The 25,706-nt window shown below is 68.6% G+C and carries 24 protein-coding genes and 1 tRNA gene; 13 read left to right on the top strand and 12 right to left on the bottom strand.

What is annotated here, in order from left to right; translation table 11 throughout:
* Positions 1 to 63: 63 nt before the first annotated feature.
* The 8 genes from U2P90_RS14115 to U2P90_RS14150 all read left to right on the top strand — a co-directional run bounded on the left by U2P90_RS14115 (position 64) and on the right by U2P90_RS14150 (position 8,427).
* Complete coding sequence (locus U2P90_RS14115) at positions 64 to 927, top strand: 1,4-dihydroxy-6-naphthoate synthase (RefSeq protein WP_322472639.1); 864 nt, start codon at positions 64 to 66, stop codon at positions 925 to 927.
* A gap of 259 nt (positions 928 to 1,186) precedes the next feature.
* Positions 1,187 to 2,071, top strand: a complete 885-nt coding sequence (locus U2P90_RS14120) for an alpha/beta fold hydrolase (RefSeq protein ID WP_322472640.1) — start codon at positions 1,187 to 1,189, stop codon at positions 2,069 to 2,071.
* Between the two features lie 67 nt (positions 2,072 to 2,138).
* Entirely contained in the window at positions 2,139 to 3,377 is a 1,239-nt protein-coding gene (locus tag U2P90_RS14125; protein ID WP_322472641.1) for a sorbosone dehydrogenase family protein, read from the top strand.
* A gap of 1 nt (position 3,378) precedes the next feature.
* A complete protein-coding gene (locus U2P90_RS14130; RefSeq protein WP_322472642.1) occupies positions 3,379 to 4,809 on the top strand; it encodes a superoxide dismutase family protein in 1,431 nt (476 codons plus the stop codon).
* 197 nt (positions 4,810 to 5,006) lie between these two features.
* Positions 5,007 to 5,951: an ABC transporter ATP-binding protein gene (locus U2P90_RS14135; protein WP_295819949.1), complete on the top strand. Its 945-nt coding sequence runs from the start codon at positions 5,007 to 5,009 to the stop codon at positions 5,949 to 5,951.
* A gap of 49 nt (positions 5,952 to 6,000) precedes the next feature.
* Complete coding sequence (locus U2P90_RS14140; protein WP_295819951.1) at positions 6,001 to 6,774, top strand: ABC transporter permease; 774 nt, start codon at positions 6,001 to 6,003, stop codon at positions 6,772 to 6,774.
* Between the two features lie 70 nt (positions 6,775 to 6,844).
* Entirely contained in the window at positions 6,845 to 7,249 is a 405-nt protein-coding gene (locus U2P90_RS14145; protein WP_322472643.1) for a globin, read from the top strand.
* Positions 7,250 to 7,338: 89 nt separating this feature from the next.
* Positions 7,339 to 8,427, top strand: coding sequence for a bifunctional 3-deoxy-7-phosphoheptulonate synthase/chorismate mutase (locus U2P90_RS14150; RefSeq protein ID WP_322472644.1), 1,089 nt, complete (start codon positions 7,339 to 7,341; stop codon positions 8,425 to 8,427).
* Positions 8,428 to 8,600: 173 nt separating this feature from the next.
* Here U2P90_RS14150 and U2P90_RS14155 read toward each other — a convergent pair whose 3' ends face one another.
* The 7 genes from U2P90_RS14155 to U2P90_RS14185 all read right to left on the bottom strand — a co-directional run bounded on the left by U2P90_RS14155 (position 8,601) and on the right by U2P90_RS14185 (position 15,026).
* Positions 8,601 to 9,323 (bottom strand): PulJ/GspJ family protein, encoded by a 723-nt coding sequence (locus tag U2P90_RS14155; protein ID WP_322472645.1) that lies wholly within the window; start codon positions 9,321 to 9,323, stop codon positions 8,601 to 8,603.
* Positions 9,320 to 9,739 (bottom strand): PulJ/GspJ family protein, encoded by a 420-nt coding sequence (locus U2P90_RS14160; RefSeq protein WP_322472646.1) that lies wholly within the window; start codon positions 9,737 to 9,739, stop codon positions 9,320 to 9,322. Before U2P90_RS14160 ends, U2P90_RS14155 begins: the two co-directional genes overlap by 4 nt.
* Positions 9,736 to 10,179 (bottom strand): type II secretion system protein, encoded by a 444-nt coding sequence (locus tag U2P90_RS14165; protein WP_322472647.1) that lies wholly within the window; start codon positions 10,177 to 10,179, stop codon positions 9,736 to 9,738. Before U2P90_RS14165 ends, U2P90_RS14160 begins: the two co-directional genes overlap by 4 nt.
* The gene (locus tag U2P90_RS14170; protein ID WP_322472648.1) at positions 10,176 to 11,813 is read right to left on the bottom strand and encodes a hypothetical protein; all 1,638 of its coding nucleotides are present in this window, start codon (positions 11,811 to 11,813) and stop codon (positions 10,176 to 10,178) included. The genes U2P90_RS14165 and U2P90_RS14170 overlap by 4 nt, the downstream gene beginning before the upstream one ends.
* 753 nt (positions 11,814 to 12,566) lie before the next feature.
* Complete coding sequence (locus U2P90_RS14175) at positions 12,567 to 13,157, bottom strand: 2'-5' RNA ligase family protein (RefSeq protein ID WP_322472649.1); 591 nt, start codon at positions 13,155 to 13,157, stop codon at positions 12,567 to 12,569.
* Between the two features lie 14 nt (positions 13,158 to 13,171).
* The gene (locus U2P90_RS14180; RefSeq protein ID WP_322472650.1) at positions 13,172 to 13,816 is read right to left on the bottom strand and encodes a helix-turn-helix transcriptional regulator; all 645 of its coding nucleotides are present in this window, start codon (positions 13,814 to 13,816) and stop codon (positions 13,172 to 13,174) included.
* 154 nt (positions 13,817 to 13,970) lie between these two features.
* Complete coding sequence (locus tag U2P90_RS14185) at positions 13,971 to 15,026, bottom strand: Mrp/NBP35 family ATP-binding protein (protein WP_295814891.1); 1,056 nt, start codon at positions 15,024 to 15,026, stop codon at positions 13,971 to 13,973.
* 107 nt (positions 15,027 to 15,133) lie between these two features.
* Between U2P90_RS14185 and U2P90_RS14190 the strand changes: the two genes are divergently transcribed.
* Complete coding sequence (locus U2P90_RS14190; protein WP_322472651.1) at positions 15,134 to 17,008, top strand: PEGA domain-containing protein; 1,875 nt, start codon at positions 15,134 to 15,136, stop codon at positions 17,006 to 17,008.
* 72 nt (positions 17,009 to 17,080) lie between these two features.
* Complete coding sequence (gene guaA, locus U2P90_RS14195; RefSeq protein WP_295814887.1) at positions 17,081 to 18,598, top strand: glutamine-hydrolyzing GMP synthase; 1,518 nt, start codon at positions 17,081 to 17,083, stop codon at positions 18,596 to 18,598.
* A gap of 49 nt (positions 18,599 to 18,647) precedes the next feature.
* On the opposite strand, the gene U2P90_RS14200 is transcribed toward guaA, so the two are convergent.
* Positions 18,648 to 18,968 carry a helix-turn-helix domain-containing protein gene (locus tag U2P90_RS14200; protein WP_322472652.1) on the bottom strand — a complete coding sequence of 107 codons (321 nt, stop codon included), beginning with the start codon at positions 18,966 to 18,968 and terminating at the stop codon, positions 18,648 to 18,650.
* 192 nt (positions 18,969 to 19,160) lie between these two features.
* Between U2P90_RS14200 and U2P90_RS14205 the strand changes: the two genes are divergently transcribed.
* Entirely contained in the window at positions 19,161 to 20,774 is a 1,614-nt protein-coding gene (locus U2P90_RS14205; protein WP_295814881.1) for an HD domain-containing phosphohydrolase, read from the top strand.
* A gap of 248 nt (positions 20,775 to 21,022) precedes the next feature.
* Here the strand turns inward: U2P90_RS14205 and U2P90_RS14210 are convergent.
* Positions 21,023 to 21,097 (bottom strand) — tRNA-Thr (locus U2P90_RS14210).
* A 97-nt stretch (positions 21,098 to 21,194) separates the two neighbouring features.
* Here U2P90_RS14210 and bshB1 point away from each other — a divergent pair.
* On the top strand, positions 21,195 to 21,914 hold the full coding sequence (bshB1, locus tag U2P90_RS14215) for a bacillithiol biosynthesis deacetylase BshB1 (protein ID WP_295814875.1): 720 nt from the start codon (positions 21,195 to 21,197) through the stop codon (positions 21,912 to 21,914).
* A gap of 4 nt (positions 21,915 to 21,918) precedes the next feature.
* Here bshB1 and U2P90_RS14220 read toward each other — a convergent pair whose 3' ends face one another.
* From U2P90_RS14220 to U2P90_RS14230, 3 genes are all read right to left on the bottom strand, one after another.
* Positions 21,919 to 22,863 (bottom strand): ParA family protein, encoded by a 945-nt coding sequence (locus U2P90_RS14220; RefSeq protein WP_322472653.1) that lies wholly within the window; start codon positions 22,861 to 22,863, stop codon positions 21,919 to 21,921.
* A gap of 2 nt (positions 22,864 to 22,865) precedes the next feature.
* Entirely contained in the window at positions 22,866 to 23,336 is a 471-nt protein-coding gene (locus U2P90_RS14225) for a peroxiredoxin (protein ID WP_295814869.1), read from the bottom strand.
* A 93-nt stretch (positions 23,337 to 23,429) separates the two neighbouring features.
* The gene (locus U2P90_RS14230) at positions 23,430 to 24,338 is read right to left on the bottom strand and encodes a hypothetical protein (protein ID WP_322472654.1); all 909 of its coding nucleotides are present in this window, start codon (positions 24,336 to 24,338) and stop codon (positions 23,430 to 23,432) included.
* Positions 24,339 to 24,545: 207 nt separating this feature from the next.
* On the opposite strand from U2P90_RS14230, the gene U2P90_RS14235 reads away from it, so the two are divergent.
* On the top strand, positions 24,546 to 25,661 hold the full coding sequence (locus U2P90_RS14235; protein ID WP_322472655.1) for an acyl-ACP desaturase: 1,116 nt from the start codon (positions 24,546 to 24,548) through the stop codon (positions 25,659 to 25,661).
* The last annotated feature ends 45 nt before the right edge of the window (positions 25,662 to 25,706 follow it).

Consider the following 25,706-nt stretch of genomic DNA (forward strand, 5'->3'; position numbering starts at 1 on the left):
TTCACGCGGCGACGTGCGCAGCCCGCTCCATTCCTGTGCCCGCGTCGGCGCTACCCTCGGGGCATGACGTCCCCCTCTGCCCTGCCCGCGACCCTGGAACTGGGCTATTCCTTCTGCCCGAACGACACCTTCATCTTCCATGCGCTGCACGCAGGACTGGTACAGGGGCCGCTGCCGGTGCGCGAGGTGCTGGAGGACGTGCAGACGCTGAACGAGTGGGCCGTCCAGGGCCGCCTGCCCATGACCAAGATCAGCTACCGCGCGTATTTCGGGGTCATGGATCAGTACGTGGCGCTGCGCTCCGGCGGGGCACTGGGCCGGGGGGTGGGGCCGCTGGTCGTCACGCGGGGCGATGTCGACGACCTGAACGGACGGGTGGTGGCGTCGCCGGGCGCGCTGACCACGGCGAAACTGCTCCTCCGGATGGTCTTCCCACAGGTACAGGTCGTCCGGATGCGCTACGACGAGGTCATGCCCGCCGTTCAGCGCGGCGAGTACCAGGGCCAGCAGGTGGATGCGGGCCTGATCATCCACGAGTCGCGCTTCACGTTCCAGGACTATGGCCTGACACAGCGGCTGGATCTGGGCGCGTGGTGGGAACAGGACACTGGGCTGCCGCTTCCGCTGGGCGCGATCCTGGTGCGGCGCGATCTGCCACAGCAGACCCAGCAGGAGCTGAACGCGGCGTTGCGGGCCAGCCTGGAGTACGCCTACGCCCACCCGGAGGCCGCCCGCGCGTACATCCGGCAGCACGCGCTGGAGATGTCCGACGCCGTCATGCAGGCCCATATCGACCTGTACGTGAACGAGTTCTCACTCGATGTGGGGAACGAGGGCGAGCGGGCGGTGCGCGAACTGCACCGTCGCGCCGTCAAGGTGGGGGCCGCCCGTCCGTCTGAACAGCCGCTCTTCGTGGCGCTGAACTGAAGGTCAATGGACGGCTGCCAGCACGCTGTCAAGGCCAGGTGCTTCAATGTCGCTGCATCAAGTCCTGACGTGAACTTGAGACCATGCTGACGGTCGATTCACAAAGTGATTCGTTCTCAATCAGGGTCTGGTTCGTTTGGGACTGTGGGCCCGTAAGGCATTCACCCGGAGGTCACCACCGGCCCGCACTGCGGTTCGGCTCCGTCATCTCCCTGCGAGGAGAAGGACTCCGGCTCACGCCCACACAACGAGGTTTCCCATGAAGAAGACCACCCTAACGACCCTGACCGCCCTGCTGTGCACGTCCGCCCTCGCCGGAGGCGCCGGCGCCCAGATGCCCGCCATGCCGATGACCAGCGGCAGCGTGACCGTGAACGGCGCATCGGTGTTCTACAAGACCTCCGGTACGGGCCAGCCCCTGGTGCTGATCCACGGCTACCCGCTGAACGGCGAGCTGTTCAAGAACAACCGCAATCTGCCGGGCTACCAGGTGATCACGGTCGACCTTCCCGGCTTCGGCAAGAGCGTCGCGCCGGACGCGAACGCCAGCATCGAGAACTACGCGATGACCATGCTGGCGTTCATGGACGCCATGAAGATCGACAAGGCCGTGGTGGGCGGCATGAGCATGGGCGGCATGACCCTGCTGCAGATGTACAAGATGGCTCCTGAGCGCTTCCGGGGCCTGATCCTCATTGATACGACCGCCGACCCGGCAGGCGTGGCCGAGGCGGCGTCGTGGCGCGGGAACGCGCAGCAGGCGCAGCAGATGGGCGTGGCCAGCCTGGTGCCCGGCCTGCTGCCGCGCATGCTGACCTCGGTGAGCCGCACGACCATGCCCAACCAGGTCGCGCACCTGAGCACCCTGGTGAAGAACGCCAGCCTGAACGGCGCGGTGGGCGGAGGGAATGCCCTGGCGACCCGGCCGGACGCCAACCCGGTTCTGGCCACCATCACCGTGCCCACGCTGATCGTGGCCGGGGTCGAGGACAACGTCACCCCGACCGAACTGCAGCTGAAGATGAAGAACGCGATTTCCGGCAGCACCCTGGTTCAGATTCCCGGTGCCGGCCACGCGGCCACCTTCGAGAAGGCGCAGGCCATGAACGCCGCGCTGCTGCGCTGGCTGCCGACTGTCCGCTGAGTGCCCGTTCCGGATGCCCTTGCCTGACGGCGAGGGCGTCCTTCCTTCCTCTGTCCTGGAGCACACCATGAAATCGATCCTGACCGGTCTTCTCTCCGCTGCCCTGCTGTCCTCACCGGCTCTGGCCCAGACTGACCCGCCCACCCCCCGGCCCATCGCGCCCGGCGAGGCCCCCGTGACGGTCACGGCGACCCGCAACGAACCGACGCCGCTGGAATTCACGCCCGACAAGCTCTCCCGGCTGAAGGTGCCCGCCGGCTTCACGATCAAGGTCATGGCGACCGGTCTGGGCAACGCCCGGATGCTGCACGTCATGCCTGACGGCGGCATCTACCTGTCGCGCCGTGCCCAGGGCGACGTCTGGTACATGAAGGACGTCAACAAGGACGGCAAAATCGAGGCTGTCGAGAGAAAGCAGGTCGCCCAGAACATGAAGCTGGCGCACGGCCTGGACGTGAAGAACAATAAGATGTACGTGGTAGGCGAGAAGACCATCTGGGTCATGGACATGGCCCAGGACGGCTCGCTGAGTGTGCCCCGCGTGTTCGCAGATGGTTTCCCCGACGCCGGCCAGCACCCGGCCCGCGACGTGCAGTGGGGGCCGGACGGCTACCTGTATGCGTCCTTCGGCTCGACCAACAACGACTCGCCCACCCAGAACCCCGAGGAAGCGACGATCCTGCGGATCAGCCCCGACGGCAAGACCCGCGAGGTCTATGCCCGCGGGCTGCGGCACACCATCGGCTTCGGGTGGCACCCGGCGACCGGCGTGCTGTACGGGGCCGACCAGGGCAGCGACTGGCACGGCGACAACATTCCGCCTGAAGAGATCAATGTCATCGAGCGGGGCAAGAACTACGGCTGGCCCTTCTGCTACGGCAACAAGGTGCCCGACCCCTACGTGAATGTCGGCAATATCCCCGGCAAGATCACGAAAGAGGCGTACTGCGCGACCACCCAGGGCAGCGTGCTGAACTACACCGCGCACGCGGCCGCGATCGGCATGAACTATTACTCGGGCACGCAGTTCCCGGCCGAGTACCGCAACGACGCCTTCATCGCGTACCGGGGATCGTGGAACCGCGACCAGCCCAGCGGCTACGAGATCTCCCGACTGGTGTTCGATGACCAGAACCGCCCCACTGGCATCCAGCCCTTCGTGACGGGCTTCGTGTTCCAGGACGGTGACGTCTGGAAGCAGTTCGGCCGGGTGGCCGGCGTGGCGACCTACACCGACGGCAGCCTGCTCTTCACGGACGACCAGAGCGGCGTGCTGTACCGCGTGCTGTACACGGGAGGAAACTGACATGCGCGCACTCGTTCTGGGCACCCTGGGGATGACCGCTGCGCTGGCAGCCGGCGGCCTGGCGCTGGGAGGCGGGGCCGAGATGCCGATGGCGATGGCCGCCCCGGCCACCACGCCGCTGCGGGCCACCGCGTCCCTGCGCACGCCCGACGGGGCGGCAGCCGGTACCGCGACCTTCGAGCAGGTGGGAGCTGGCGTGCGCGTGACCGTCACGGCCACGGGCCTGACCCCCGGGCAGCACGGCATGCACGTGCATGACCTGGGCAAGTGCACGCCGGGCGTGGATGCGGCGACGAACACCATCGTGCCCTTCGGCGGGGCAGGTGGGCACTTCGACCCCGGCATGAGCGGCAACCACGATTCCCCCACGGCCGGCAACAAGTACGGGCACGGTGGCGACGCCCCCATGCTGACCGTCGGTGCGGACGGCACCGGGCGGGCCACCTTCACGACCGACAAGTTCAGCCTGACCGGCATGACCGGCGTGCTGAACCGCACTCTGGTCATCCATGCCCAGCCCGACGACTACAAGAGCGACCCCTCCGGGATGACCGGTGCCCGCGAGCGCTGCGGAATCATCACCCGCGGCGACATCACGGTGCGGGACTACACCCTGCCCGGCCCGCAGGACTTCCCGGAGGGGGTGGCCTACGATGCCCGCAAGGGCGTGCTGTACGCCGGCAGTGCGGCGAACGGCACGATCTACGCCGTGAACGCGAATACCGGCGCAGTGAGCGTCTTCAACCAGGGCGGCGGTCAGGGCCGGGGCAGTGCCCTGGGCCTGAAGGTCGATACCCTGGGCCGCGTGTGGGCTGCCGGCGGCGCGACCGGCACGGTCACCGTGTTCAGCACCGACGGTTTCCCCGTGGCGATCCTCAAGACGCCGCCCTCACCGGACGCCTACGTGAACGACCTGACGCCGGCCCCGGACGGCAACGTGTATGTCACGGATTCCACGCGCCCCGTGATCTTCCGGGTCACGCCGGATCTGAAGCTCAGCGCGTGGCTGGATCTGGCAGGCACACCCCTGAAATACGGCCCCGGCATCAACCTGAACGGCATCGTCGCCACGCCGGACGGCCGGGCGCTGCTGGCCGTGCAGCTGAACACAGGTGACCTGTGGCGCATCGACCTGCGCACGAAGGCCGTGAGCCGCGTCATGGGTGGCCTGACCCGGGGCGACGGCATGCTGCTCGACGGCCGCACGCTGTATGTGGTTCGCAATGCCGAGCAGGTGATCGCGAAGGTCACACTCAACGCGGACTACACCTCGGGCACGGTGACCAGCGAGGAGCCGCTGACCGGCCTGCGCTTCCCCACCACGCTGACAGCGGTCGGCGGCGATCTGGTCGTGGCGCAGGGCCAGCTGAACAAGCTGCAGGGCGGCACGCCAGAGGCGCCCTTCAAGTTGACTCGGTTCAAGAAATTCTGACCGAATCTGGAACATGAGGAGGGGGGCAGACCCAATCGGCCTGCCCCCCTTCTCATGTCTGCTGCGCGCGCGTTCTCATCGTCATCCCACGCAGTCGGTCGGCGGCCTCGGCACGCGCACTTCCCTGCGACGCGTCGGTGGCCCGCCGTGTGAAAACTGTAAGAACTTAGTGGAGATTCGTGGGTTAGGCTGTCCGGGTGACGGCGACGAAACCAGGTGCACCGGCGATTCCTGCCGTTGAGGTGCGCGGCCTGTACAAGAAATACGGTTCCAGCACGATCCTTGAAGACGTGTACATGACCGTCCGGGCGGGCGAGGTCTACGCCCTGACTGGCCCGAACGGCGCGGGCAAGACCACCCTGATCCGTACCATGACCGGACTCGCGTTCCCGACCGACGGCGAGATCCGCCTGCTGGGCCGCGACGTGCATTCCGACGGTTCGCGGGCACGGGCCTACCTGGGGGCCGTGGTCGAGGCCCCCGCGAAGTTCTATCCGCAGCTCACCGGGACGCAGAACCTGCAGGTGCATGCCAACCTGTCCACCATGGCCCCCGGTGGCCGCCGGATCGGGCGCGAGCGCCTGCGCGAGGTCATGGCCCTGCTGGAACTCACGCGCATGGCCGACCGCAAGGTGCAGGAATACTCGCTGGGCCAGCGGCAACGCCTGGGGGTGGCGAGCGCCATCCTGGCCGAACCCAAGGTGCTGATCCTCGACGAGCCCACCAGCGGGCTCGATCCACTGGGGATCGGCCTGATCCACCGGATCGTGACCAGCCTGGCGACCAGCGGCTGCGCCGTGATCCTCAGCACGCACCACCTGCGCGAGATCGCCACCTACGCGCACACGGTCGGCATCCTGACCGCCGGGCGGCTGGTCGACACGGTGGATCTGCGGGCACGTCAGGCCGCGTACCGCTTCCGGGTGGACGATCCGGTGGCGGCGGCGGCCGTGCTGGAACGCCTGCCCTTCGTGCGCAAGGTCAGCACCCGCACGCCGTATGCCGTGGCGCACCTGGGCGGCGAATCCCGCGTGCCCGACGCCCTGGCCCACCTGGGTGCCGAGGGCATCCGGGTGTTCGAGGCCAGCCCGGATCACTTCGACCTGTACGAGTACTACCGCGAACGCGTGGAGCAGGCCTGATGCCTGTTCCCTGCCCCATGTTCCCTGACCCCGTGCCCGGAGGCCGCCCATGCTGACCCTGCTGATGCTCGAGTACCGCAAGCTGTTCGGAGCGCGCAGCGTCAAGCTGGCCCTGCTGGTGACCCTGCTGCTGCCGCTGGTCTGGGCCTTCGCGCCGCGCCTGACCGAGCTGATCCGGGTCAACCTGATCAGCGGCTGGCAGCTTCCCGCCGTAAGCATCGGCGTGACCATCCAGTACCTGCTGCCGCTGTTCATCGCGCTGACCGTCGCCGAGATGATCGGTGCGGAGGTCGCGCAGGGCACCCTGGCTCCGCTGCTGCTGCGGCCGGTCGACCGCACGAAGGTGATCGCCAGCAAGCTGATCGTGGCCCTGACCTATCCGTTCATCCTGCTGACCACCACGGTGGTCGGCTCGCTGCTGGCCGGCATCCCGCTGGGCTTCGGCACCTTCCTGGGCGGCACGGGCCTGGGGCCCGGGCTGTTCGTGGGGGTGGGGCAGCTGTCCAGCGGCGCGGCCTTCGCCGAGGTCGTGCGCGGCACCGCCCTGGCCGGCGTGGCGCTCATGCCGATCGCCGCGCTGTCCCTGCTGTACGGCGTCCTGTACCTGAACACGGCGGCGGCGGCCCTGGCCACCTTCGCCACCCTGATCCTGATGCGCCTACTGGTCGTGTTCCCGGAGACGATCCAGCGCATCCTGCTGACCTCGCACCTGGGCATCTACGCCCAGCAGGGCGACATCGTGCAGCCCCTGATCCTGCTGCTGATCTACACAGCGGGCTTCGGACTGATGAGCATCTTCGCCTTCGACCGCCGCGACGTCTGAGCTGCACCACACCCAGGGGGAGGGCCGCGTGTCCTCCCCTTCTCGTCGGCTACAGCGCTAGCCTGAGGCCATGACCGCGCCTATTGCCCTGACCACGGGCGGCACCCTGTACGAGCGCATCGGGCCGGAGGCGCTGGCCGCGCTGGTGCAGACCTTCTACACGCATGTGGCGGCCGACCCTGAGCTGGCCCCGATCTTCCCTCCTGATTTGACCGTCACAGCCGAGAAGCAGCTGGCCTTCCTGACCGGATTCATGGGCGGGCCGCCACTCTTTCACCAGCGCTACGGCAATCCCATGCTGCGGGCGCGGCACCTGCCGCACGAGGTCACACCCCGGCGGGCACAGGCGTGGATGGCGTGCATGGCCGCGGCCCTGGCAGCCACGCCGCAGATCGCCCCGGCCGACGCGCAGGAACTCTACACGGCGCTGTCCCGCGTGGCTGTCCACATGGTGAACACGCCGGATCACAGGTAAGCACCACGCCCACCGAGTACATGGACAACTCTTTACATTTGACTAGTACGGTTGACCCGGCCCGGGGAGGCCTTAACTAGACTGCGCCCATGACGCAACGCTCCATCGATGACCTCCGCGCCGAGGTCGATCAGATCAACCGTGACCTCCTGACGCTGCTGTCGCGCCGTGGCGAGGTCGTCGCGCAGATCGGGCACGCCAAGACCCAGGAAGGCCGACCGAACCACTACGATCCCGCCCGCGAGGATCAGCAGCTGCGCGAACTCGAGGGCCTGAATCCCGGCCCCTTCACCGCTGCCGCCGTCAAGGCGATCTTCAAGGAGATCTTCAAGGCCAGTCTGGCCCTGGAGGAATCCAACGACAAGAAGCAGCTGCTGGTGTCCCGCAAGGTCAAGAGCGACGACACGGTGCTCGACATCGACGGCGTGCGGATCGGCGGAGGGGCGGCGCCCACGATCATCGCCGGGCCGTGCTCGATCGAATCCGAGGAGCAGATGGAGCAGACGGCCCAGTTCCTCGCGGCGCGTGGCGTGAAGATCCTGCGCGGCGGGGCATACAAGCCCCGCACCAGCCCCTACGGCTTCCAAGGCATGGGCGTGGACGGCCTGATCCTCGGCAACCGCGTGGCCAAGGACAACGGCATGCTGTTCATTACCGAGGTCATGGACACGAGGGATGTGGAGATCGTCGCCGAGTACGCGGACATCCTGCAGGTGGGCGCCCGGAACATGCACAACTTCGCCCTGCTGCGCGAGGTCGGCCGGGCCCGCCGCCCGGTGCTGCTCAAGCGCGGCCTGTCCGCGACCATCGAGGAATGGCTGTACGCCGCCGAGTACATCCTCTCGGAGGGCAACAACGAGGTCATCCTGTGCGAGCGCGGCATCCGCACCTTCGAGAAGTGGACGCGCAACACCCTGGACCTGTCGGCCGTGGCCCTCGCCAAGCAGGAGACGCACCTGCCGGTCATCGTGGACGTCACGCACGCCGCCGGACGCCGCGACCTGCTGATCCCGCTGGCCAAGGCGGCCCTGGCCGTCGGCGCGGACGGCATCCACGTCGAGGTGCATCCCAGCCCCGCCACCGCCCTGAGCGACAACGAGCAGCAGCTGGACTTCGCCGGCTACGACGGCTTCACGGCCGCCCTGGCGAGCCTGCTGAAGGTGCCCGCCGGCGTGTGACCGGAGCCGTGTAGCGGAGATGCCCCACCAGCTCATCTGGTGGGCATCTCCGTTATCACCTGCAGAGGTGGAACCTCGTGGCGGTGAGACCACTCGATGACCTCACCGTCAGGGCGCAGATCTTCCCCACCGTTCAGGCAGGCACACGCCACCCGGTCACGACACGAGGGGCCTTACCGGTTGCGGGTCTTGACCTTCAGCTCGTAGGGGGTGGCCGGCGTCAGGCTCAGCTTGCCCTGCGTCCGGCTGGCCGACTGCAGCCGCAGGGTCACGACATTCGTGGTGGCGTCGAAGGCAAAGGGCACGGTGCCCGCCGGGATGGACAGGTCGTCGGCCAGGGGCGCGGTCACCGCACTGGAACTGGTCTGATACGCGGCAACGCTGGTCGGGATGGTGGCGTGCTCGGTGCCACATGCCCCGGGAGCCGGGGCCGGGTTGGCGGGGTCGCTGATCCGCACCTCCAGCAGGCCATAGGCGTCGGCGTCGTGCACGGTGTTGCCCTTGTAGGTCGCAGGGAGACTGGTGCGGGGGACGTACCGGAACGCATGCAGCCGCCACGCCACGATGGTGCTGGGATCGGCCGTGCATGTGAGCGGCTGGGTGACAGGCACCAGCACGGCCAGGCAGGGCTGCGTCCCGGTCAGGGCACATGTGCTGGTACCGCCCAGTCCGTCCGGAAGGCTCAGCCCGGTGTACACGCCCGCCCCGGCCCGGATCTGGTCGGCCAGATAGCCGCTGGTGTCGCTGAGCGTCTGGAGGCGCTGTGCCTGGCTGATCTGCACGCCGCTGAGCCGGGTGGTGCTGCCCTGGAGTTCCAGCGCGGCGATGGTCACGACCGCGAAGATCGCCATGGCGACCAGGATCTCGATCAGCGTGAAGCCGTCCGTGCGGGTCACGCGGGCCTCGCGATGTCCACCCGGTAGGTGCGGGTCGGGGCGGTGCTGCCCGTGCCCAGCTGACAGGTGATGCTCACCTGGATCAGCATGGGCCGTGGTGTGGGGCTCGTGCCGATGGTGCCGCTGCGGAGTGTCGCCATGCTGGGAGCACCACAGGTCACGCCACTCTCGTCGTTGCCGGTCAGGGTCACGGACAGCGCAGTGCGGTCGAAATCCGCCTCCAGCTGCTGCCGCGCCTGCTCGAACCCGGCCCGCATGAGCAGCACGGCCCGCTGCTCCTGACTGCTGGTCTGGTTCACGCGGTTCAGGCCCGGCAGCGCCCCCGCCGTGGCCAGCATGATGATCGCCAGCAGCGAGATGGCCACGAGCATCTCGACCAGCGTGAAGCCCTGGGTGGATGGAGAAGATCCGGTCATGGTGTCACGCTCTTGCCCATCACGCTGATGATCCGTACGTTCCGGGTGATGGCGGCGTTGCGGCCGGACGCGAAGGAGACGGTGACCGGCGCGGCGTCCAGCGTGCCGTAGGGCGGATACAGGATGACCGCTCTGGCCGCGCTGGCTCTGGCGTTGCCCAGGGTGTAGGTGTTGGTGGGTGTCCACGCGCCCGCCGTGAAGGTCTCGACCGTGGCGACGTTGCTGCCGGCGGTCACGCTCAGCCGGATCTGTGCTCCCCGGCGGGCCAGGCCACGCGCTGCCTCCAGCCGCTGCTGGTAGGCCCCGGCCACCTGCGCGGTCTCCAGGGTGGCGAGGTACCGCAGATACACGGGCACGGCCATGCCCAGCACGATGCCCAGGATCGCCAGGCCGATCAGCAGCTCGATCAGGGTGAAGCCCTGCACTGGGCCGCGTCTCACTGCTGCCGCCAGGTGCCGGCCTGCGGCGCGAAGGTCACGGCTCCGGTGCCCTGCGTGATGTCGTACAACACCTTCGGGTCGTACTGGATCTTGCGCCCGGTGCCCAGGAACTCCGTGGTGGTGTTGTCGATGGCAACCACATCGTTGTTGCCATCGAGCACACTGCCCTCCACGACGATGGCCCCACACAGCTGCAGGTTGCCCTGAATGCGCAGATTGCCGCGCACGTAGAGCAGGCCGTTCATGTTGCAGGCGTCGGACTGCGTCTGGTTGATGGTCAGGTCGCCGTCGACGATCAGGATGCCGGTGCCGTTGAGTTTCGGGTTGGCGTTCAGGTTCACCGAATGGGTGGTCGAGGTGAGCCACGTCACTCCGGACACGGTGCGGCCGGCCGCCGAGAATTTTGACTCGTCGACGACCCTGGACATCGCCCTCAGATCGTCGGGGGTCGTGCCGAAGGTCTTGGTGAACAGCGTGTCGCCCAGTGGGCTGGGCACGATGGTCGTACTCGCCAGCGACATGACGCCGCCCACCGGGGCTTCCTTGCCTGGACTGAAGGTGCCGGCCGTGACCACACCCAGCGTGGACTTCGAGACGGGCTGGCCTTCGTTGAAGGTCGCCAGGGCCACGGCATTCGGCGTCGTCGGCGACCACGTCACGCCGAACGACGTGCCGGACGCCGTGGTGGCGGGAACTGAGCTGACCGTCGCAGAGTATGTGATCGGCGGAACGCCCAGGGTCACCGCGACCCGGTCGCCCTGGAGGAAGGTCTCACTGTTGTGGACGGTCATGCTACTGGCCGTGAGGCCCGTCAGGCCGTTGAGCACCAGATCTGCGTTGGCCGCGACGGGCACGTAGGGGGTCAGCAGGGACGCCGGGAGATCCGTCGGGGTCAGGGTCACGGTCTGTGCGGCGGCGTCACTGGCATCCACCCGGAACAGGCCGGTCGGGGCACCCACTCCCAGGGTGCCGGTCACGCTGGACACCAGCGGCATCCGGACGTAACTGCCGGCAACCAGCGAACGGAGCAGCCGGGCATTGCTGGCGCTCGCGTCCATGACGACCGGGGTGCCCTCCGAGACACCCAGGGCACTCTTGCGCTTCAGACTCAGGTAGGACGGGTAGACCGCACCGGCCGGATCGCCCAACGTGGCCCCACCCACACTGGCGTTTCCGTTCAGGTTCACGCCGGGGTACGACGTGACCGCGCCGGGCACGGTGAGGCGGGGCAGGTTCCGTTGCGACACCGCGAAGCGCTGGGTGACGCTGCTGCGGCCCAGGCTGCTGGTCGCCGTGCTCGTGATGTCCACGGCATTCAGCTCATTCACGCTGCTGAACGAGGCCGGCACGGTGCGAACCACCTTCATCGACACACTGGCGTCGGTCACCGTGAAGGCTTTCATGGTTCCGCCCGTTGAGCACGCGGTGCTGGCCAGCGCCGTGTCCAGGGTCGCCGCATTCGTGGCGCTGCCGAAGTTCATGCCCTGGCGGGTGCAGTCCAGAAAGCGGGCCATCCCGGATTCTGCACCCAGCAGCAGACGGGCGCTGGCCGCGTCGTCGGTGGCCGTGCGGCGGGTGCCGAGGCTGACCTGGGTGGTCGCCACGATCACGGCCGTGAGCGTCATGCCCGTCATCAGCACCGTGATGATGGCCGTACCCCCGTGCTCACGACGGGCCAGCCGAGCCCGCCCTCTGCCCGGCGGAGGCGGCAGATGTGCTGTAGCACCAGCGATGTGACTCTCGTTCATGAGAGTTTCAGAATCGTCTGTTGTCTGTCCCAGCCACGTCACTTCACGCGCCGAAACGGTGTGGTTCGCCATTCGGGCCACCCCAATCAGGGTGCCGTCCATCAGATGGTTCGAACCGTTTCTGAACACAGAGATGAGTCAGGATTGGGATCGACACATCATTCGTTGCGCCTCGCTTTGATTCTACGATCATTTTAAAATACTTCAGACAATCTAAGATACGTCAAGCGCACAAAAATATCACTAAACTGCCTCTGATTGAGAAATCAATGTTATTTATGATTTATCAGCCCTGCACACGACACACAAGAAGGACGGTATCCTTCGCTCCTCTCATTTGCATGAGGCCCAGTGAGCAGACAGAGGTAGGAGGCGGGTCTGGCACTCAGGTCCCATATCGCGGATCGGGTTGCATTGACGGCGCGGTGCACCCACTCGCCCGAGCAACCACGGCACCTGCCTGAGAGCGCGCTGCCAGTTCCGGCTCCCGGAGGGTGTTCCGACATGCTCACCGCACCCCGGTGATCGTCTGGAGCGCTCTCCTCTCGCCCGATCCGGCGCTGCCGACAACGAGATCGGCGCTCCGCCGCTGGTCTCTTCATGTCAAGGACGAGCCTTCGGTGTGACCTGCACCATGGATCAGAACGTGGTGGCCTCAGAACCAGACGACCTGTCCGGCCTGGCCTCCACCGCCGGACGCAGCGGAAAGGTGTGGAGTTCCTGCACCTCCCCCCTGGATTCACGGGTCAGGCTCAGGGCCTCGACCGTGAAGGTGCTGACCGGCGGCTGACGGGTCTGCACGTCCTGCCACAGCATGTCCGCGGCCCAGGGAAGCACGCCCAGCGCGAGCGTGAGGTGGGGCCGGTAGTCCGCGCCGTCGTAGGGTGCCCGGCTGCTCGGCCCCACCCCGAGGACGAGGTCATGGAGGTGCAGCAGCGGACCATCCGGCTCGCACTCCAGGAAGATCACACCGGGCAGGCGCTTCCAGCCCCGGAGACGCACCTCGAAGGCCGGCAGGTCACGCAGGGCCGAGCGCAGGCCGGAGACCAGCTCGCTGCTGGACAGCGGCGTCTGGAAGGGTGCCCGCAGGTTCAGGTGCGGCGTCCCGAATCCGGCGACGTTCAGGTCACGCTGCAGCCGCCGCATCCAGGTGTCGAGCACCGCCGGTGGCCACGCGACCACCGAATGCAGGGGGCCGGTCACGTCGACGACCGGGGGCGGAGTGGTCATGGGTGCGTGCGCCTTCAGCCGATACGGTAGCGGCACGCCGCCTGCCCGCACGCGATGCGTCGATCCCGCTGCACCGGGACGTCGAGCACCTGCAGGTACAGGCCCAGTTCGGACTCGCACAGCTGCGGATACTGCCGGGCCACCGTCAGGTTCGGGCAGTTGCGCTCGGTCAGGTACCACACGTCGCCGTCCTGCTCGACGGTGGTATCGAAGCCCTGCTCGTCCAGCCGGGCTGCCAGGGTCTGCACGCGCTCGCCCAGGGAACCGGCAGCGGCCAGATCGTCGCGCAGGCGCCCGGCCAGCTCGACGTTGCGGGCATCCAGGACGCGCAGCACGGCACCCTCTCCGAACAGCGACTCGATATGCCGCAGGACATCGACACACAGGGTCGAGTAGGTCTTGGGAAACGCGGCCTCGCCCCGTTCGGACAGCGTGAAGACGTGCTGGGGCCGGCCACGCCCACCCGGACGCTCGGTGCGGCACACGATCAGCTCCTGCTCCTGGAGGTCACCCAGGTGCCGCCGCGCGGCGGGCACACTGACCTCCAGCCGCTGTGCGAGATCCTGCGCCGTCAGCGGGCCGTGCCGCTTGACGAGTTCCAGCAGCCGGGACTTGGTGCGCTCCGGCATGGGCGTGCCGAGGGCGGGCAGCGCGCTCATACCGATTCCGATTGAGTCGGTTCCTTGAACCGATTCAATCCGGCCGAAGGGACTCGTAGAGCTGCGAAGCAGAGAAGGACAGAGAGACCGGCTCTGCGCAGTGAAGCCGCGACCGGCGCTGTCCCGGTGGTGGCGCAGTAGAGCAGAGTCGGTCTCATACGACGGTCAGCTGATCCGGCAGGCTGGCCAGGGAACGCACGCTGATCTGGCCGGCCAGCGTGCGCGCCGCATGTGCGAGCGCGATCGACGCTGCAGAACCGGGGTGGGCCAGGACACCCGGGGTGCCCTGATCCGCGTCCGCACGCAGATCCACGTCGATGGGCACCTCGCCCAGCAGGGGAAACTGATCGCCCAGCCGGCGGCTGCCGCCCCGGCCGAACAGGTCGTAGGTCAGGCCCGTGTCGGGCGCGACGAAGTAGCTCATGTTCTCGATGACGCCCAGCACCGGTACGCTGGCCTTCCGGAACATGTCGATGGCGCGGGCCGCGTCAATCAGTGCCACGTCCTGGGGGGTGGTCACGATGACCGCACCCGTGACCTGAACGGTCTGGGTCAGCGAGAGCTGCACGTCCCCGGTGCCGGGCGGCAGATCCACGATCAGGTAGTCGAGTTCGCCCCACGCGGCATCCTTGATGAACTGCTGGATGGCCGAGTGAAGCATGGGGCCCCGCCACACCAGCGCCTGGCCGGCTGGAGACAGGTTGGCCATGCTCAGGAACTTCAGTCCGTGGGCCTCCAGGGGCTGCATCTTGCGCTCAGCGTTCGCCGTGACCTTCGCGGCGCCCTGGCCCATCATGTGTGCCACGCTGGGGCCGTACACGTCGGCATCGAGCAGACCCACGCGGGCGCCGTCCCGGGCCAGACTGGCCGCGAGGTTCACGGCCACGCTGCTCTTGCCGACCCCCCCCTTGCCGCTGCCGACCAGGATGACGTGCTTCACGCCGGGCAGGGCGGGCTGCGCGGCGGCGCGCACCATCGCGCCGAAGGTCACGACAACGCCGTGGATGCCGGGCACCGCCTGCACCGCCGCGCGCACATCGCCCTCGATCCGGTCTTTCAGGGGGCACGCCGGGGTGGTGAGGTTCACCTTCACGTGGGCCACCCCGGCCCCGTCGACCTCGGCACGCTCGATCATGCCGAGCGAGACGAGATCACGGTGCAGTTCAGGATCATTCACGGTGCCCAGGGCAGCCATCACGGCTTCACGCATATGCGCCATTAGTACCGCATGAACACAGCCGCAGCAAGCCACGACGTCACAGACGGACGCCTGAACCGTGCCGCCGCCGCGGGACGGCAGCATCTATACTTGCGGTCGTGAAGTCCATCGGCTCCTACGTGGCCGCCCGGCACGTGCCGGCGGGCCCGGAACACGCCGCCATCCAGACGCTGCGGGCGACCGATCGCCTGACGGGTATGCCCGTGCTGCTGCACGTCCTGCCCCACACGCCCCGGCTGCCGGCGCTGCCGGAACACCCCCAGCTGCTGCCCATCGTCGATCATGGCGACGACGGTACCGGCGGCTACGTGGTCACGGAACTGCCGATGCAGGCCACGCCGGCCAGCGACGCGCTGCTCGCGGCGCGCGACGGCCTGGAGGCGCTGGCTGCGCTGCACATGCACGGGCTGACCCACGGGGGGATCAGCGCCGCCCAGCTGTGGGAGGTGGACGGCCGGGTCGTCCTGGCCGGTGCCGGCCTGCCGTGGCAGGACGATCCCACGACCGGCGGAGACCTGCGTGATCTGGCGCGTACCGTGGACAGCATCGGTGGGCTGCCGGCGGCCCTGTCGACCCTGCGCGAGGCTCCGGACAGCATGGACGCCCGGACGGCCCTGTCACTGCTGGATCGTCCCGCCGCCCCGATTTCGCCGCCCGCCGACCCCACGCCACACGCCAGCGACACGCCGGATCCGGCACCGCACGGGATGTCCACCGCGCCCCAGATCGTGGCCGCGCCGCTCCAGGCACCTCCGATCCCGCCTGCACCCGCCACCCCGACCCCGGAGACCCGCCACGACGGGAGCCCCATCGTGCTGGGCAGCGACGTGGCCGAGATCCAGGCCGCCGCGCCCACGCCGCCGGACGTCGATTCCCGTACCGATCCGGGCCAGAGCAGCCCACCGGCATCCCAGCGCACCTCCGGACGGGGCAGGAAGCGCAAGTCCTCCGCTCCCCCCGCATCCCCCGTGCCGGAGGCGGCCACCCCCCAGCCGGCACCTCCCGCCGTCGAGTCTGCACCGGAGGCCGTGCCGGACAGCCACATTGTCGGGGCCGTTCAGGCCGGGCCCAGTCCTGAGGCTCCTGCTCCGCCATCCGCGCCGGACAGCGCTCCCACCGGGTCGCCCGTGCCCGCATACTCGAACGCCCCGGCCGGCACCGTGGAGACCCCGCAGGAGCGGCGGCGGCGGCAGAACGAGGAGCGCCGGGCCCAGGCCATGCTGGACATGCAGGCGGCGGCAGCCCGCAAGGCCGAGCGCCTGCGGGCCGAGGCCGAGGCTGCGCCCCCCACCCGCATCCAGATCGGTTTCGCGGGCGGCGCAGCGGGCGGCACCGGGGACGGTTCCGCTGTGCTGGGCGAGGACGACCTCCCGGCATGGCCGGGGACGCCGACGGATCCCGAGCCCGCGCCCGACGCGTCACCCCGGCCACGTCTCCAGATGCGGAACGTCGAGCGCCTCCCGGCGTCGCTGCGGCGGGCACCGGAACCTGAACCCGCACCGGAACTGCCCAGTGGTCGGCTCCCGGCGCGGCACGTGGCCGGCGCACCGATCCGGATCGGCTGGGATGAGGACGATTCCTGGCGGGTCGTGAAGACCGCTCCGGAGCCGCCTGCGTCCCGGCGAAGGGCACCACGCTGGCTGCTGCCCGTACTGGGCGCCGCGCTGCTGACCGTGCTGGCTGCCGGGGTGGTGAACCGGATCAGCCGGGCCCCGGCCGCGACCGCCGTGTGCTGTGACGTGGCGTTCACGCTGCGCGGCGCGGCCGGCGCGACCGCCCGCGTGAGCGTGGTGTCGGCACCGCCGGACGCGAACCTCACGCCGGGCCAGGATCTGGGGCGCGTGCCGGGCCAGCTGCGGCTGCCGGAGCCGGGCACGTATCGCCTGCGGGTGGACGCAGACGGATACGCACCGGGCGAGCTGAGCGTGACGGCGCCGCGCACCCAGCCCGTCACGATCAATCTGGGGCCGTAGCCGGGCGGCGCGGCCACCCGTCTGCCCCGGCGGTCACGGGGAGACGGCCGGGCGTGACACAATCGCTGTCTGATGAGCGTCGTCATTCTGGATTTCGGCAGTCAGTTCACGCGGCTGATCACGCGGCGGTTCCGCGAGCTCGGCGCGTACTCGGTGATCCTGCCCGGCACCGCGCCCCTGGAGCGCATCCTGCAGGAACATCCCCAGGGCATCGTGCTGTCGGGTGGCCCCAGCAGCGTCTACGACGACTCGGCCCCGAAGCCGGCGGCGGGCGTGCTGGAGCTGGACGTGCCGATCCTGGGCGTGTGCTACGGCATGCAGTACCTCGCGCAGCAGGCGGGCGGAGACGTGAAGCGGGCCGGCAAACGCGAATACGGCAAGGCCGACCTGACCCGCTACGGCGGGCAGCTGTTTGCCGGCATCCAGGGCGAATTCGTCGCGTGGATGAGCCACAGCGACTCGGTCACGGCGCTCCCACAGGGCTACGAGGTCGTGGCCGAGACCGAGGACACGCCCGTGACGGCCATCGAGAACGCGGGGACGCGCCGCTACGGCGTGCAGTTCCACCCGGAGGTCGTGCACACCCCCAAGGGCGGGCAGCTGCTGGCGAACTTCCTGGACATCTGCGGCGTGACCCGCGACTGGAACGCCGAACACATCATCGACGAGCTGATCGCAGACGTGCAGGCGCAGGTCGGCGACGGCAAGGTGCTGCTGGCGATCTCGGGCGGGGTGGACAGTTCCACCCTGGGCCTGCTGCTGGCCCGCGCCGTGGGCGAGCAGCTGACCGCCGTGTTCATCGACCACGGCCTGCTGCGCCTGGGCGAGCGCGAGCAGGTCGAGGCCGCCCTGAGGCCGCTGGGCGTGAACCTGATCACGGTGGATGCCCGCGCCGAGTTCATGGGGGCGCTCGACGGCGTGAGCGATCCGGAGCAGAAGCGCAAGATCATCGGCCGCGAGTTCATCCGGGCCTTCGAGCGCGAGGCCAGGGGCCTGGGGCACTTCGACTTCCTGGCGCAGGGCACGCTGTATCCGGACGTGATCGAGTCCGCCGGCGGCGAGGGCGCAGCGAACATCAAGAGCCACCACAACGTGGGCGGCCTGCCCGACGACCTGAACTTCAAATTGGTGGAACCCTTCCGCACGCTGTTCAAGGACGAGGTGCGTGAGATCGCGCGGCTGCTGGGGCTCCCGGAGCACATCCGCATGCGCCACCCCTTCCCCGGCCCCGGCCTGGCGATCCGCTGCCTGGGCGCGATCACCGAGGAGAAGATGGACATCCTGCGGCGGGTCGACGACATCTTCATCTCGGGTCTGCGCGAATTCGGCCTGTACGACGGCTGCTCGCAGGCGCTGGCGATCCTCACGCCCATCCAGTCGGTGGGCGTCATGGGCGACGAGCGCACCTACAGCTACACGGCTGCGCTGAGGGCGGTGACCACCGACGACTTCATGACCGCCGAGTGGGCCCGGCTGCCGTATGAGTTCCTGGCCACCATGAGCAACCGCATCGTGAACCAGGTGCACGAGATCAACCGGGTGGTGTACGACATCACGGGCAAGCCGCCCGCGACCATCGAGTGGGAGTGATCCGAACCCGGATGGGGTGATCCCGGCAGCGCTCCGTGGGATCACCCGGTCATGGCCATCCGGCAGCGCTCCGCTGGAAGTACAGCACGGTCGCGTAGACGCGGGCGTTCACCTTCCGGTCCAGCGTGTCGATGCCCAGCGCCCCGTACAGCGCGCCCACAGCATTGTCGATCCACCGGGGGGTCAGGCCCAGGTGATCGGCGATGGCTGCATTGCTGTACCCGCTGGCAAGCAGGGCCCAGATGTCCAGTTGCCGGGGCGTCAGGTGGCACCGGGACGGCGCACCGAGGTCGAGGTGGCATCGTGGGCCGTCGACGCTGGAGACGTCAGCACTCGGCACGTGGCGACTCGGCAGGGACAGGGTGGACATAGGCGCTCCTCCGGACGCCACGGCACCGCGCAGCGCCCCACGAGCATGCCCGCCGGGGCGTGAGCGGAGCGTAAGTACCCTGCCCAGCAGGGGTAATCCGGCGGGCCGCAGAGCCCGGGCGGCGTACAGTGAGTCCATGCGGCCTCGTCCCACCCTGAGCGTCAGTCAACGCCTGCCGGGCGGGGCGGGGACATGATGCCGGATCACGCCTTCACGCCGGACAGCTGGGATCACCTGTCGCCCAAACCGCCCCTGGACATCGCCACGGTGGTCCTCCTGGCGCAGTCGGCCGAGGACGTGTTCGCCCGCTGCGTGACGCTGGCCCTGCAGACGACCCGGGCGACCACCGCCACGCTGGCCCTGCTGCGGCCGGAACAGGACGTACTGGAGGTCATCGCGGCGGCCGGACGACGGTCGGCCGAGGCCCGGGGCCGCCAGCTGCGGCGGGGCGAGGCCCTGGGCTGGCGCGTGATCGAGACCGGCACGGCACAGCTGCTGAACCGTGCCCAGCTCCTGCCGGACGCCCACTTCCTGGCGGGGCGTCCGGTGCCCGCCACCTACCTGGGCGTGCCCCTGCTCGATCCGGACGGCCACGTGCTGGGCGTGCTGTCGGCCGACACCACCGAGAGTGACGAGCACCTCGGCGAGGCCGACGCCCGGGCCCTGATGCTGCTCGGTCAGGCCGCCGGTGTGGCGTACAGCCGCTGGCGGGCGCTGGAACGCGCGCAGCGCACCGCCCGGCAGTTCGAACTGCTCGCCCAGCTGTCCGCCCGCTTCGAGCGCCTGACCCACCCCGAGGACATCGCCCGCGAGGCCCTCACGACCCTGCTGTCGCTGAGCGGCTTCACCGTGGGGGCGGTCGTGAATGTGGACGCCCAGGGTCTGGTGCAGCTGAGCGTGCTGGAGGGCGATCCGGAGTCGCGCCGCCAGGTGGCGGACGTGCTCGGTATCCCCCACACGCCTCGTGGCGTGATCGGTGAGGTGCTCGCCACGAACCGCAGCGTGGCGGTCAAGGACTACCTGATGTCCCCCTACGCCGTGCCCGGCGTATCGCGCATGCGCTCTGCGGTGGCCGCGCCGCTGCGCTCCGGCGGGCAGCCGGTCGGCGTGATCGGTCTGATGCATCTCGACGAACACGTGGCGATCGAGCCGGAGATCCTGACGCTGCTGGACGTGGTCGCGGCCCGGATCGACCACGCGCTGGAACGTGCCGCCGCCCTGGACCACCTGCAGCAGACCCGGGAGGCCGCCGTGCGCGCCATGGGCCGGGTGATCGAGGGCCGGGACGGGGAGACCTTCGGGCACACGGACCGCGTGACGACCCTGGCCGGACAGCTGGGACAGGCGCTGGCCCTCGCCCCGGAGCAGCTGCAGCACCTGCGCTGGGGCGCGTACCTGCACGACATCGGCAAGGTGACGGTGCCCGACGCCCTGCTCCTGAAGGCCGGTCCGCTGACCCCGGATGAGCGCACGGTCATGCAGGCGCACGTGATCATGGGTGACCACATGCTGCGCGACGAGATCTTCGTGCCGCGCGAGGTCCGCGCCGTCGTGCGCTCGCACCACGAACGCTGGGACGGCACGGGCTACCCCGACGGTCTGGCTGGCGAGGACATCCCCCTCCTGGCCCGGATCTTCAGCGTGGTGGACGTGTACGACGCGCTGGTGAGCGAGCGACCCTACAAGCGGGCATGGCTGCCGGGTGACGCCCTGGCCGAGATCCGGCGCAGCGCCGGCACGCAGTTCGACCCGGACATCGCCGGGGTGTTCTGTGACGACCTGCTCGCACACGGCCAGACCTCCTGACCAGCCCGCTCCCACTGGACGGGGTGACGTGGTCGAGGCGGCGGGTACTCGGGCTGCCGCTCACGGCCGGCACCGCCCACGCGGGCCCGCCACGTGAACCCGGCGTCAATGTCCTGCGTCGCCACCGCCTGGAACCGGAGGGGCGCCTGACCCAGCGGCGGCTCGTCCCGTGACGGCTGCTGGACACGCTTCCTCCTGAGCAGCCTCACAAGAAGGAACCCCCGTCCAGGACGGGGGCACTTGTGTTCTGGAGCCAGGGGTCGGACTTGAACCGACGACCTGCTGATTACGAATCAGCTGCTCTACCACTGAGCTACACTGGCGCGGACCACACTTCCGACGGAAGCTCAGAGAGTATAGGAACGCAGGCGGGGGGTGTCAAGCGGGAGGACACGTCTGCCCAGGCCCTATCCTGGCCGCATGAACGCGGGCTTCGAGACGGTACATGGTGACGTTCAGCCGCTGGACTGGTTGTGTCTGGCTCCCCACCCCGACGACGCCGAGATCGGCGCGGGCGGCACCCTGATCCGGGTGGCGCAGGCCGGGAAGAAGGTGGGCATCCTGGAGCTGTCGCGCGGCGAGAAGGGCACGCAGGGCACGCCGGACGTGCGGGGCCAGGAATGTGCGCGGGCGGCGCAGCTCATGGGCCTCGCGTGGCGCGGGCAGCTGGGACTGGTCGACGGCGAGATCGTGGACACGGCCAAGGCCGCACACCGGCTGGCCGCCGTGCTGCGTGCGCTGCGGCCGAAGGTGCTGGTCGTGCCGCACTTCAACGACCGCCACCCGGATCACTTCGGCGCCTATCACCTGAGCAAGCGGGCGGTGCACCTCGCGCAGCTCCAGAAGGCGTACGTGGGCGGCGAGCCGCACCGGGTCTCGCGCGTGCTGCTGTACCAGGGCAACGCCGACATCACCCCGACCCTGCTGGTGGATGTCGAGGCCGTGCAGGAGGTCTGGGCCGCCGCGATCCTGGCGCACGAGAGCCAGTTCGCAGGCGCGGCGATCTCGGAGACGGTCACGCCGGAGATCGTCGAGCGCCGCCGTGCCCGCCAGAGCTACTGGGGCACCCTGGGCCGCGTGCGCTACGCGGAGGCCTTCGAGGTCGAGACCGCGATGGTCGTCGATCCGCTGGCGCTGTAGCGACTCAGCGCGGCGCGGGCATCAGGCGGTCTTCGAGTTCGTCGGCCAGATCCAGGCCGTACTTGTACGCGGCCTGCCCGCCGACCTGAGTGCTGCCGTACTTGTCGCGGTACGTGCTGGTGCGCCGGTCGAAACCCATGGCCTCGGCGCTGGCATTGGTCTGGGGCATGACCGTCTTCAGGATCGGCGGCACCGCTTCGCCCGTGTTCGCGAAGGCCCGTTCCAGGTCACCGGGCAGACGTTCCAGGCCCTGCCGATGTTGCGTGCTGCTCGACTGGTACTTGGTGATGACCACGCCCAGGCAGCGGATCTTCAGGTCGCGTGCCCGGCGGATCTCGCCGATGCGTCCGGCGATCTGCGGGATGCCGTAGGTGCTGAGCCGGTCGGGAATCGTGGGGATCACGTAGTGGTCGCTCACCTCCAGCCCGTTCTGCGTGATGAAGCCCAGATTCGGCGGGCAGTCGAGCAGCACGTAGTCGTAGGCCGTAAAGCGCGGCGCAATGAACTTGCGGACGACCTCCATGGGATTCACGGCGTAGAACGACCGGGCGGCGATGTCCTGCATCCGGTCTTGCACGTCGATCAGGCGGATCGAGCTGGGCAGCACGTCCACCCGGCCATAGCGGGAGTCCTCGGGGAGCTGGTCGATCACGGTCTCGGGCACCCGGTTCAGGTTGCTGGCCCCACGGATGATGGCGCGGTTCACCTCGAAGCCCTGCGTGCCGTTCACCTGATCCAGAAAGAGGTGCGCCAGGGTCTGCCCGGCCTCGTCGGCCTGGGCCCAGCGCTCCTCGCCGATCAGGGCCAGGGTCGCGTTGGTCTGCGGGTCGAGGTCGATGACCAGCACGCGCTTCTGCTTCATGAAGGCCAGCGTGTCGGCCAGCTGCACGGCGGTCGTGGTCTTGGCGACGCCGCCCTTGAGGTTGATGAAACTGATGACCTCCGGCACGCCTACAGTTCGCGGAGCTTCGCGAGCACCGCTTCGGGGCGCACCGTGTACGCGCCTGTCGTCTCCTCAACGTGCTGGTAGCGCACGACGCCGCTGCGGTCGATCACGAAGATCGCCCGGCCACTGATGCCGCGCTCGTCGATGGCGACGCCGTACTGCCGGGCCACATCCAGCTTCATGTCGGCCAGCAGGGGCACCTCGATGCCGTACTCGGCGGCCCAGGCCTTGTGGGCATGCACCGAGTCGCGGTTCACGCCCAGCACGACCGCGCCGGCATCGGCGAAGTCGTCCTGGCGGCCGGAATACTCGGGCAGCTGCATGCTGCACACCGGGCTGAAATCCAGCGGATAGAACACCAGCACCACGTGCTGATGCCCCCGGTACGAGCTGAGCGTGATGTTCTGCCCGGTCGACGCGGGCAGCGTGAAGTCGGGCGCAGGCTGGCCGACAAGGGTGGCGGGCGCAGTGGTCATGCGCGAAGTGTAGCGGGCACGGGCCTGACGAGATGGTGAGGATGGGGCACGATGCCCGATACCTCGCCCATGACGCGATCAGACCACTTGACCTCAGGGGATGAGCAGGAGGTTCAGTGGCGACATGCCCGACGATGTCAGGTTGACCTGTCCAGCCACACCGTGACCGGAGCCGTGCGCCACGACGTTCCAGCCGCGCGTGAGCTGGAGGTTGACGGTCACGGCTGCACCGGAGCACTGTGCCTTCACGGTCGCGGTCACCGGCCGGTCGGCGTAGACCAGTTCAGTACGGGTGCGGTCGGTCTCACTCACGACCGCATACAGGGGGAGTTCCGCCGCACCCGGCGTGTAGAGGGAAAACGCGCCGTCGTTCTGCGCGCCAATCGGGCTGATCCTGGCGGCGGGATCGCTGATGGCACGCGCCGTCACGGTGCAGCCCAAGGTCAGGGCATCGACGACAGTACCGACACCGGCCGAGGCGATCCCTGCATCCTCGTTCAGCACCATGTCGAACCCGAGCTGGGTGTTGACTGTCCCAGGCGACACCTGGAAGGCTCCGCGCGTGCTGTAGCCGTAGAAGACCGTCCAGCCGACAGCACCACTGTCTGGGGCCGGCGGCGTTCCGAGCGAGAGCCGCACCGTGCCACGCACGTTCCCGATGGGAGGCTTCGGCACGGGCGCGGGCGTCAGGGTGTAGGTGAGGGTCACGGCTGTCGTGGACGTCACGGTAACGTATTGCGGCTCCGGCGTGTTATACCCCACGACCGGGTGGCCATCGACCCGCAGCGCTCTGCCCGCCGCCAGAGCTTCGAAGGTTTTGCTGCCCTCGATGGTGCCGTCGAAGACCACGGCCGATGTGATGGAATCGGTGATGACGACAGGAGCACTGGCCACGCCGCTGATCTTCACGTCGAGACGGGACATAGGCACCGGAGCCGGACTCGCCGGACACGCAGTGAGCAGGATCGACAGACCGACGGCCACACCGGACAGGGGCTTCATCTGGCACGACCATACCGCGAGAGCCCGACGATCCGGGGCGCATGTGAGGCAGGTACATCCCCTGAGGTCAGGATGTGCGCCGTCTCAACATCCAGAATGTTGAACCGCGTTCACGATTACGGCCCCGCGCCCCGCCAGGGCGTACGGTGGACTGGTACCGTCCACAATCTGCGCCTCTGACCGGCGGTACATGAGGAGGCATCCAGCATGGCCGATATCCTGCCCCCCGATACCCTCAAGGAGCGCCCGCCGACCCCGGCCGCGCTGCTGAGCAACCGTGAAAAAGACCGCCTGATCGAACGTGGCTTCCTGGGCCTGTACCGCTGGTACACCGCCCGCAGCCAGGAGACGCGCAACTGGAACCCGGATCGCAGCTTCGAGTGGCGCTCCATCCGTCAGGATCTGCCGCCCGAGCTGATCACCGTGATCCAGGGCTTCTTCGCCGTAGAGCAGTACGCGCCGGACTTCACGAGTTCCCTGATCCACCTCGTGAGACGCAGCCACGGCCGCTCGCACTTCCAGATGCGCTGGGGCAGCGAGGAGGAGAAACACGCCGATGCGTGGGAGAACGCCCTGCTGTTCACTGGCCAGCGCAGCCCGCAGTACATCGAGGAATACAAGCACCGCCTGAAGTCGCAGACGTGGGAACTGCCCTTCCCGGACGCGATTCACAATCTGGTGTACACCGTGTTCCAGGAGCGGGCCACGCAGCTGAACTACCTGAACATGATGAAGATCGCCCAGGGCAAGAGCGAGAAGCCGCACCTGGCGGGTGTGCAGGATCCGGTGCTGGCCAAGGTGGCCCAGACCATCGCCGTGGACGAGGCCGCGCATTACAACTTCTTCCTGGAAGGCGTGCGGATGTACCTGTATTACTACCCCCAGCAGACGCTGGAGGCGATCCGCAGCATCATCGGGCAGTTCTCCATGCCGGCCGCCACACTGATTCCCGACTGGGCGCAGTTCCAGGAGACCGTGTACCGCGCCGGGATCTACGGCCCCCGCGACTTCCAGCGCGACGTCATGCAGGTCGCCTTCCGGAACCTGGGCGTCGAGAGCCGCAAGGCGCTGGAAGAGGGCATCCGCAAGACGCGCGAGGTGCCGGACTTTGATGGCCAGAATCCGCGCACGACCGCCATCTGGGACACCTTCGACTACGGACAGATCGAGGGCGACGTCCGGCGGCTGCACGCGAAGATCGGCGACTACGAGAAGGAGATCGGCTTCGACCAGTACGACCCGACCGTGTTCGTCGAGAACCCCGAGGTGCCGGGGCGCGGCCAGCCGGAGCCCGGCGGTTCGGGGCAGGCCGCTGACGACTGAGTGCGTACCCTGTGCCTGACAGCCCTGGCCCCGCGCCGGGGCTGT

This window comes from Deinococcus sp. AB2017081, assembly GCF_034440735.1.
GTDB lineage: Bacteria > Deinococcota > Deinococci > Deinococcales > Deinococcaceae > Deinococcus > Deinococcus rufus.

Bases quoted from the DNA above. Each gene is read 5' to 3' on its own strand.
- guaA (WP_295814887.1), top strand. From the start codon at position 17,081: ATGAGCGTCGTCATTCTGGATTTCGGCAGTCAGTTCACGCGGCTGATC.
- U2P90_RS14150 (WP_322472644.1), top strand. From the start codon at position 7,339: ATGACGCAACGCTCCATCGATGACCTCCGCGCCGAGGTCGATCAGATC.
- U2P90_RS14200 (WP_322472652.1), bottom strand. From the start codon at position 18,968: ATGTCCACCCTGTCCCTGCCGAGTCGCCACGTGCCGAGTGCTGACGTC.
- U2P90_RS14140 (WP_295819951.1), top strand. From the start codon at position 6,001: ATGCTGACCCTGCTGATGCTCGAGTACCGCAAGCTGTTCGGAGCGCGC.
- U2P90_RS14230 (WP_322472654.1), bottom strand. From the start codon at position 24,338: ATGAAGCCCCTGTCCGGTGTGGCCGTCGGTCTGTCGATCCTGCTCACT.
- U2P90_RS14160 (WP_322472646.1), bottom strand. From the start codon at position 9,739: ATGACCGGATCTTCTCCATCCACCCAGGGCTTCACGCTGGTCGAGATG.
- U2P90_RS14205 (WP_295814881.1), top strand. From the start codon at position 19,161: ATGATGCCGGATCACGCCTTCACGCCGGACAGCTGGGATCACCTGTCG.
- U2P90_RS14170 (WP_322472648.1), bottom strand. From the start codon at position 11,813: ATGACGGGCATGACGCTCACGGCCGTGATCGTGGCGACCACCCAGGTC.
- U2P90_RS14225 (WP_295814869.1), bottom strand. From the start codon at position 23,336: ATGACCACTGCGCCCGCCACCCTTGTCGGCCAGCCTGCGCCCGACTTC.
- U2P90_RS14115 (WP_322472639.1), top strand. From the start codon at position 64: ATGACGTCCCCCTCTGCCCTGCCCGCGACCCTGGAACTGGGCTATTCC.
- U2P90_RS14235 (WP_322472655.1), top strand. From the start codon at position 24,546: ATGGCCGATATCCTGCCCCCCGATACCCTCAAGGAGCGCCCGCCGACC.
- U2P90_RS14185 (WP_295814891.1), bottom strand. From the start codon at position 15,026: ATGCGTGAAGCCGTGATGGCTGCCCTGGGCACCGTGAATGATCCTGAA.
- U2P90_RS14175 (WP_322472649.1), bottom strand. From the start codon at position 13,157: ATGACCACTCCGCCCCCGGTCGTCGACGTGACCGGCCCCCTGCATTCG.
- U2P90_RS14125 (WP_322472641.1), top strand. From the start codon at position 2,139: ATGAAATCGATCCTGACCGGTCTTCTCTCCGCTGCCCTGCTGTCCTCA.
- U2P90_RS14130 (WP_322472642.1), top strand. From the start codon at position 3,379: ATGCGCGCACTCGTTCTGGGCACCCTGGGGATGACCGCTGCGCTGGCA.
- U2P90_RS14120 (WP_322472640.1), top strand. From the start codon at position 1,187: ATGAAGAAGACCACCCTAACGACCCTGACCGCCCTGCTGTGCACGTCC.
- bshB1 (WP_295814875.1), top strand. From the start codon at position 21,195: ATGAACGCGGGCTTCGAGACGGTACATGGTGACGTTCAGCCGCTGGAC.
- U2P90_RS14180 (WP_322472650.1), bottom strand. From the start codon at position 13,816: ATGAGCGCGCTGCCCGCCCTCGGCACGCCCATGCCGGAGCGCACCAAG.
- U2P90_RS14145 (WP_322472643.1), top strand. From the start codon at position 6,845: ATGACCGCGCCTATTGCCCTGACCACGGGCGGCACCCTGTACGAGCGC.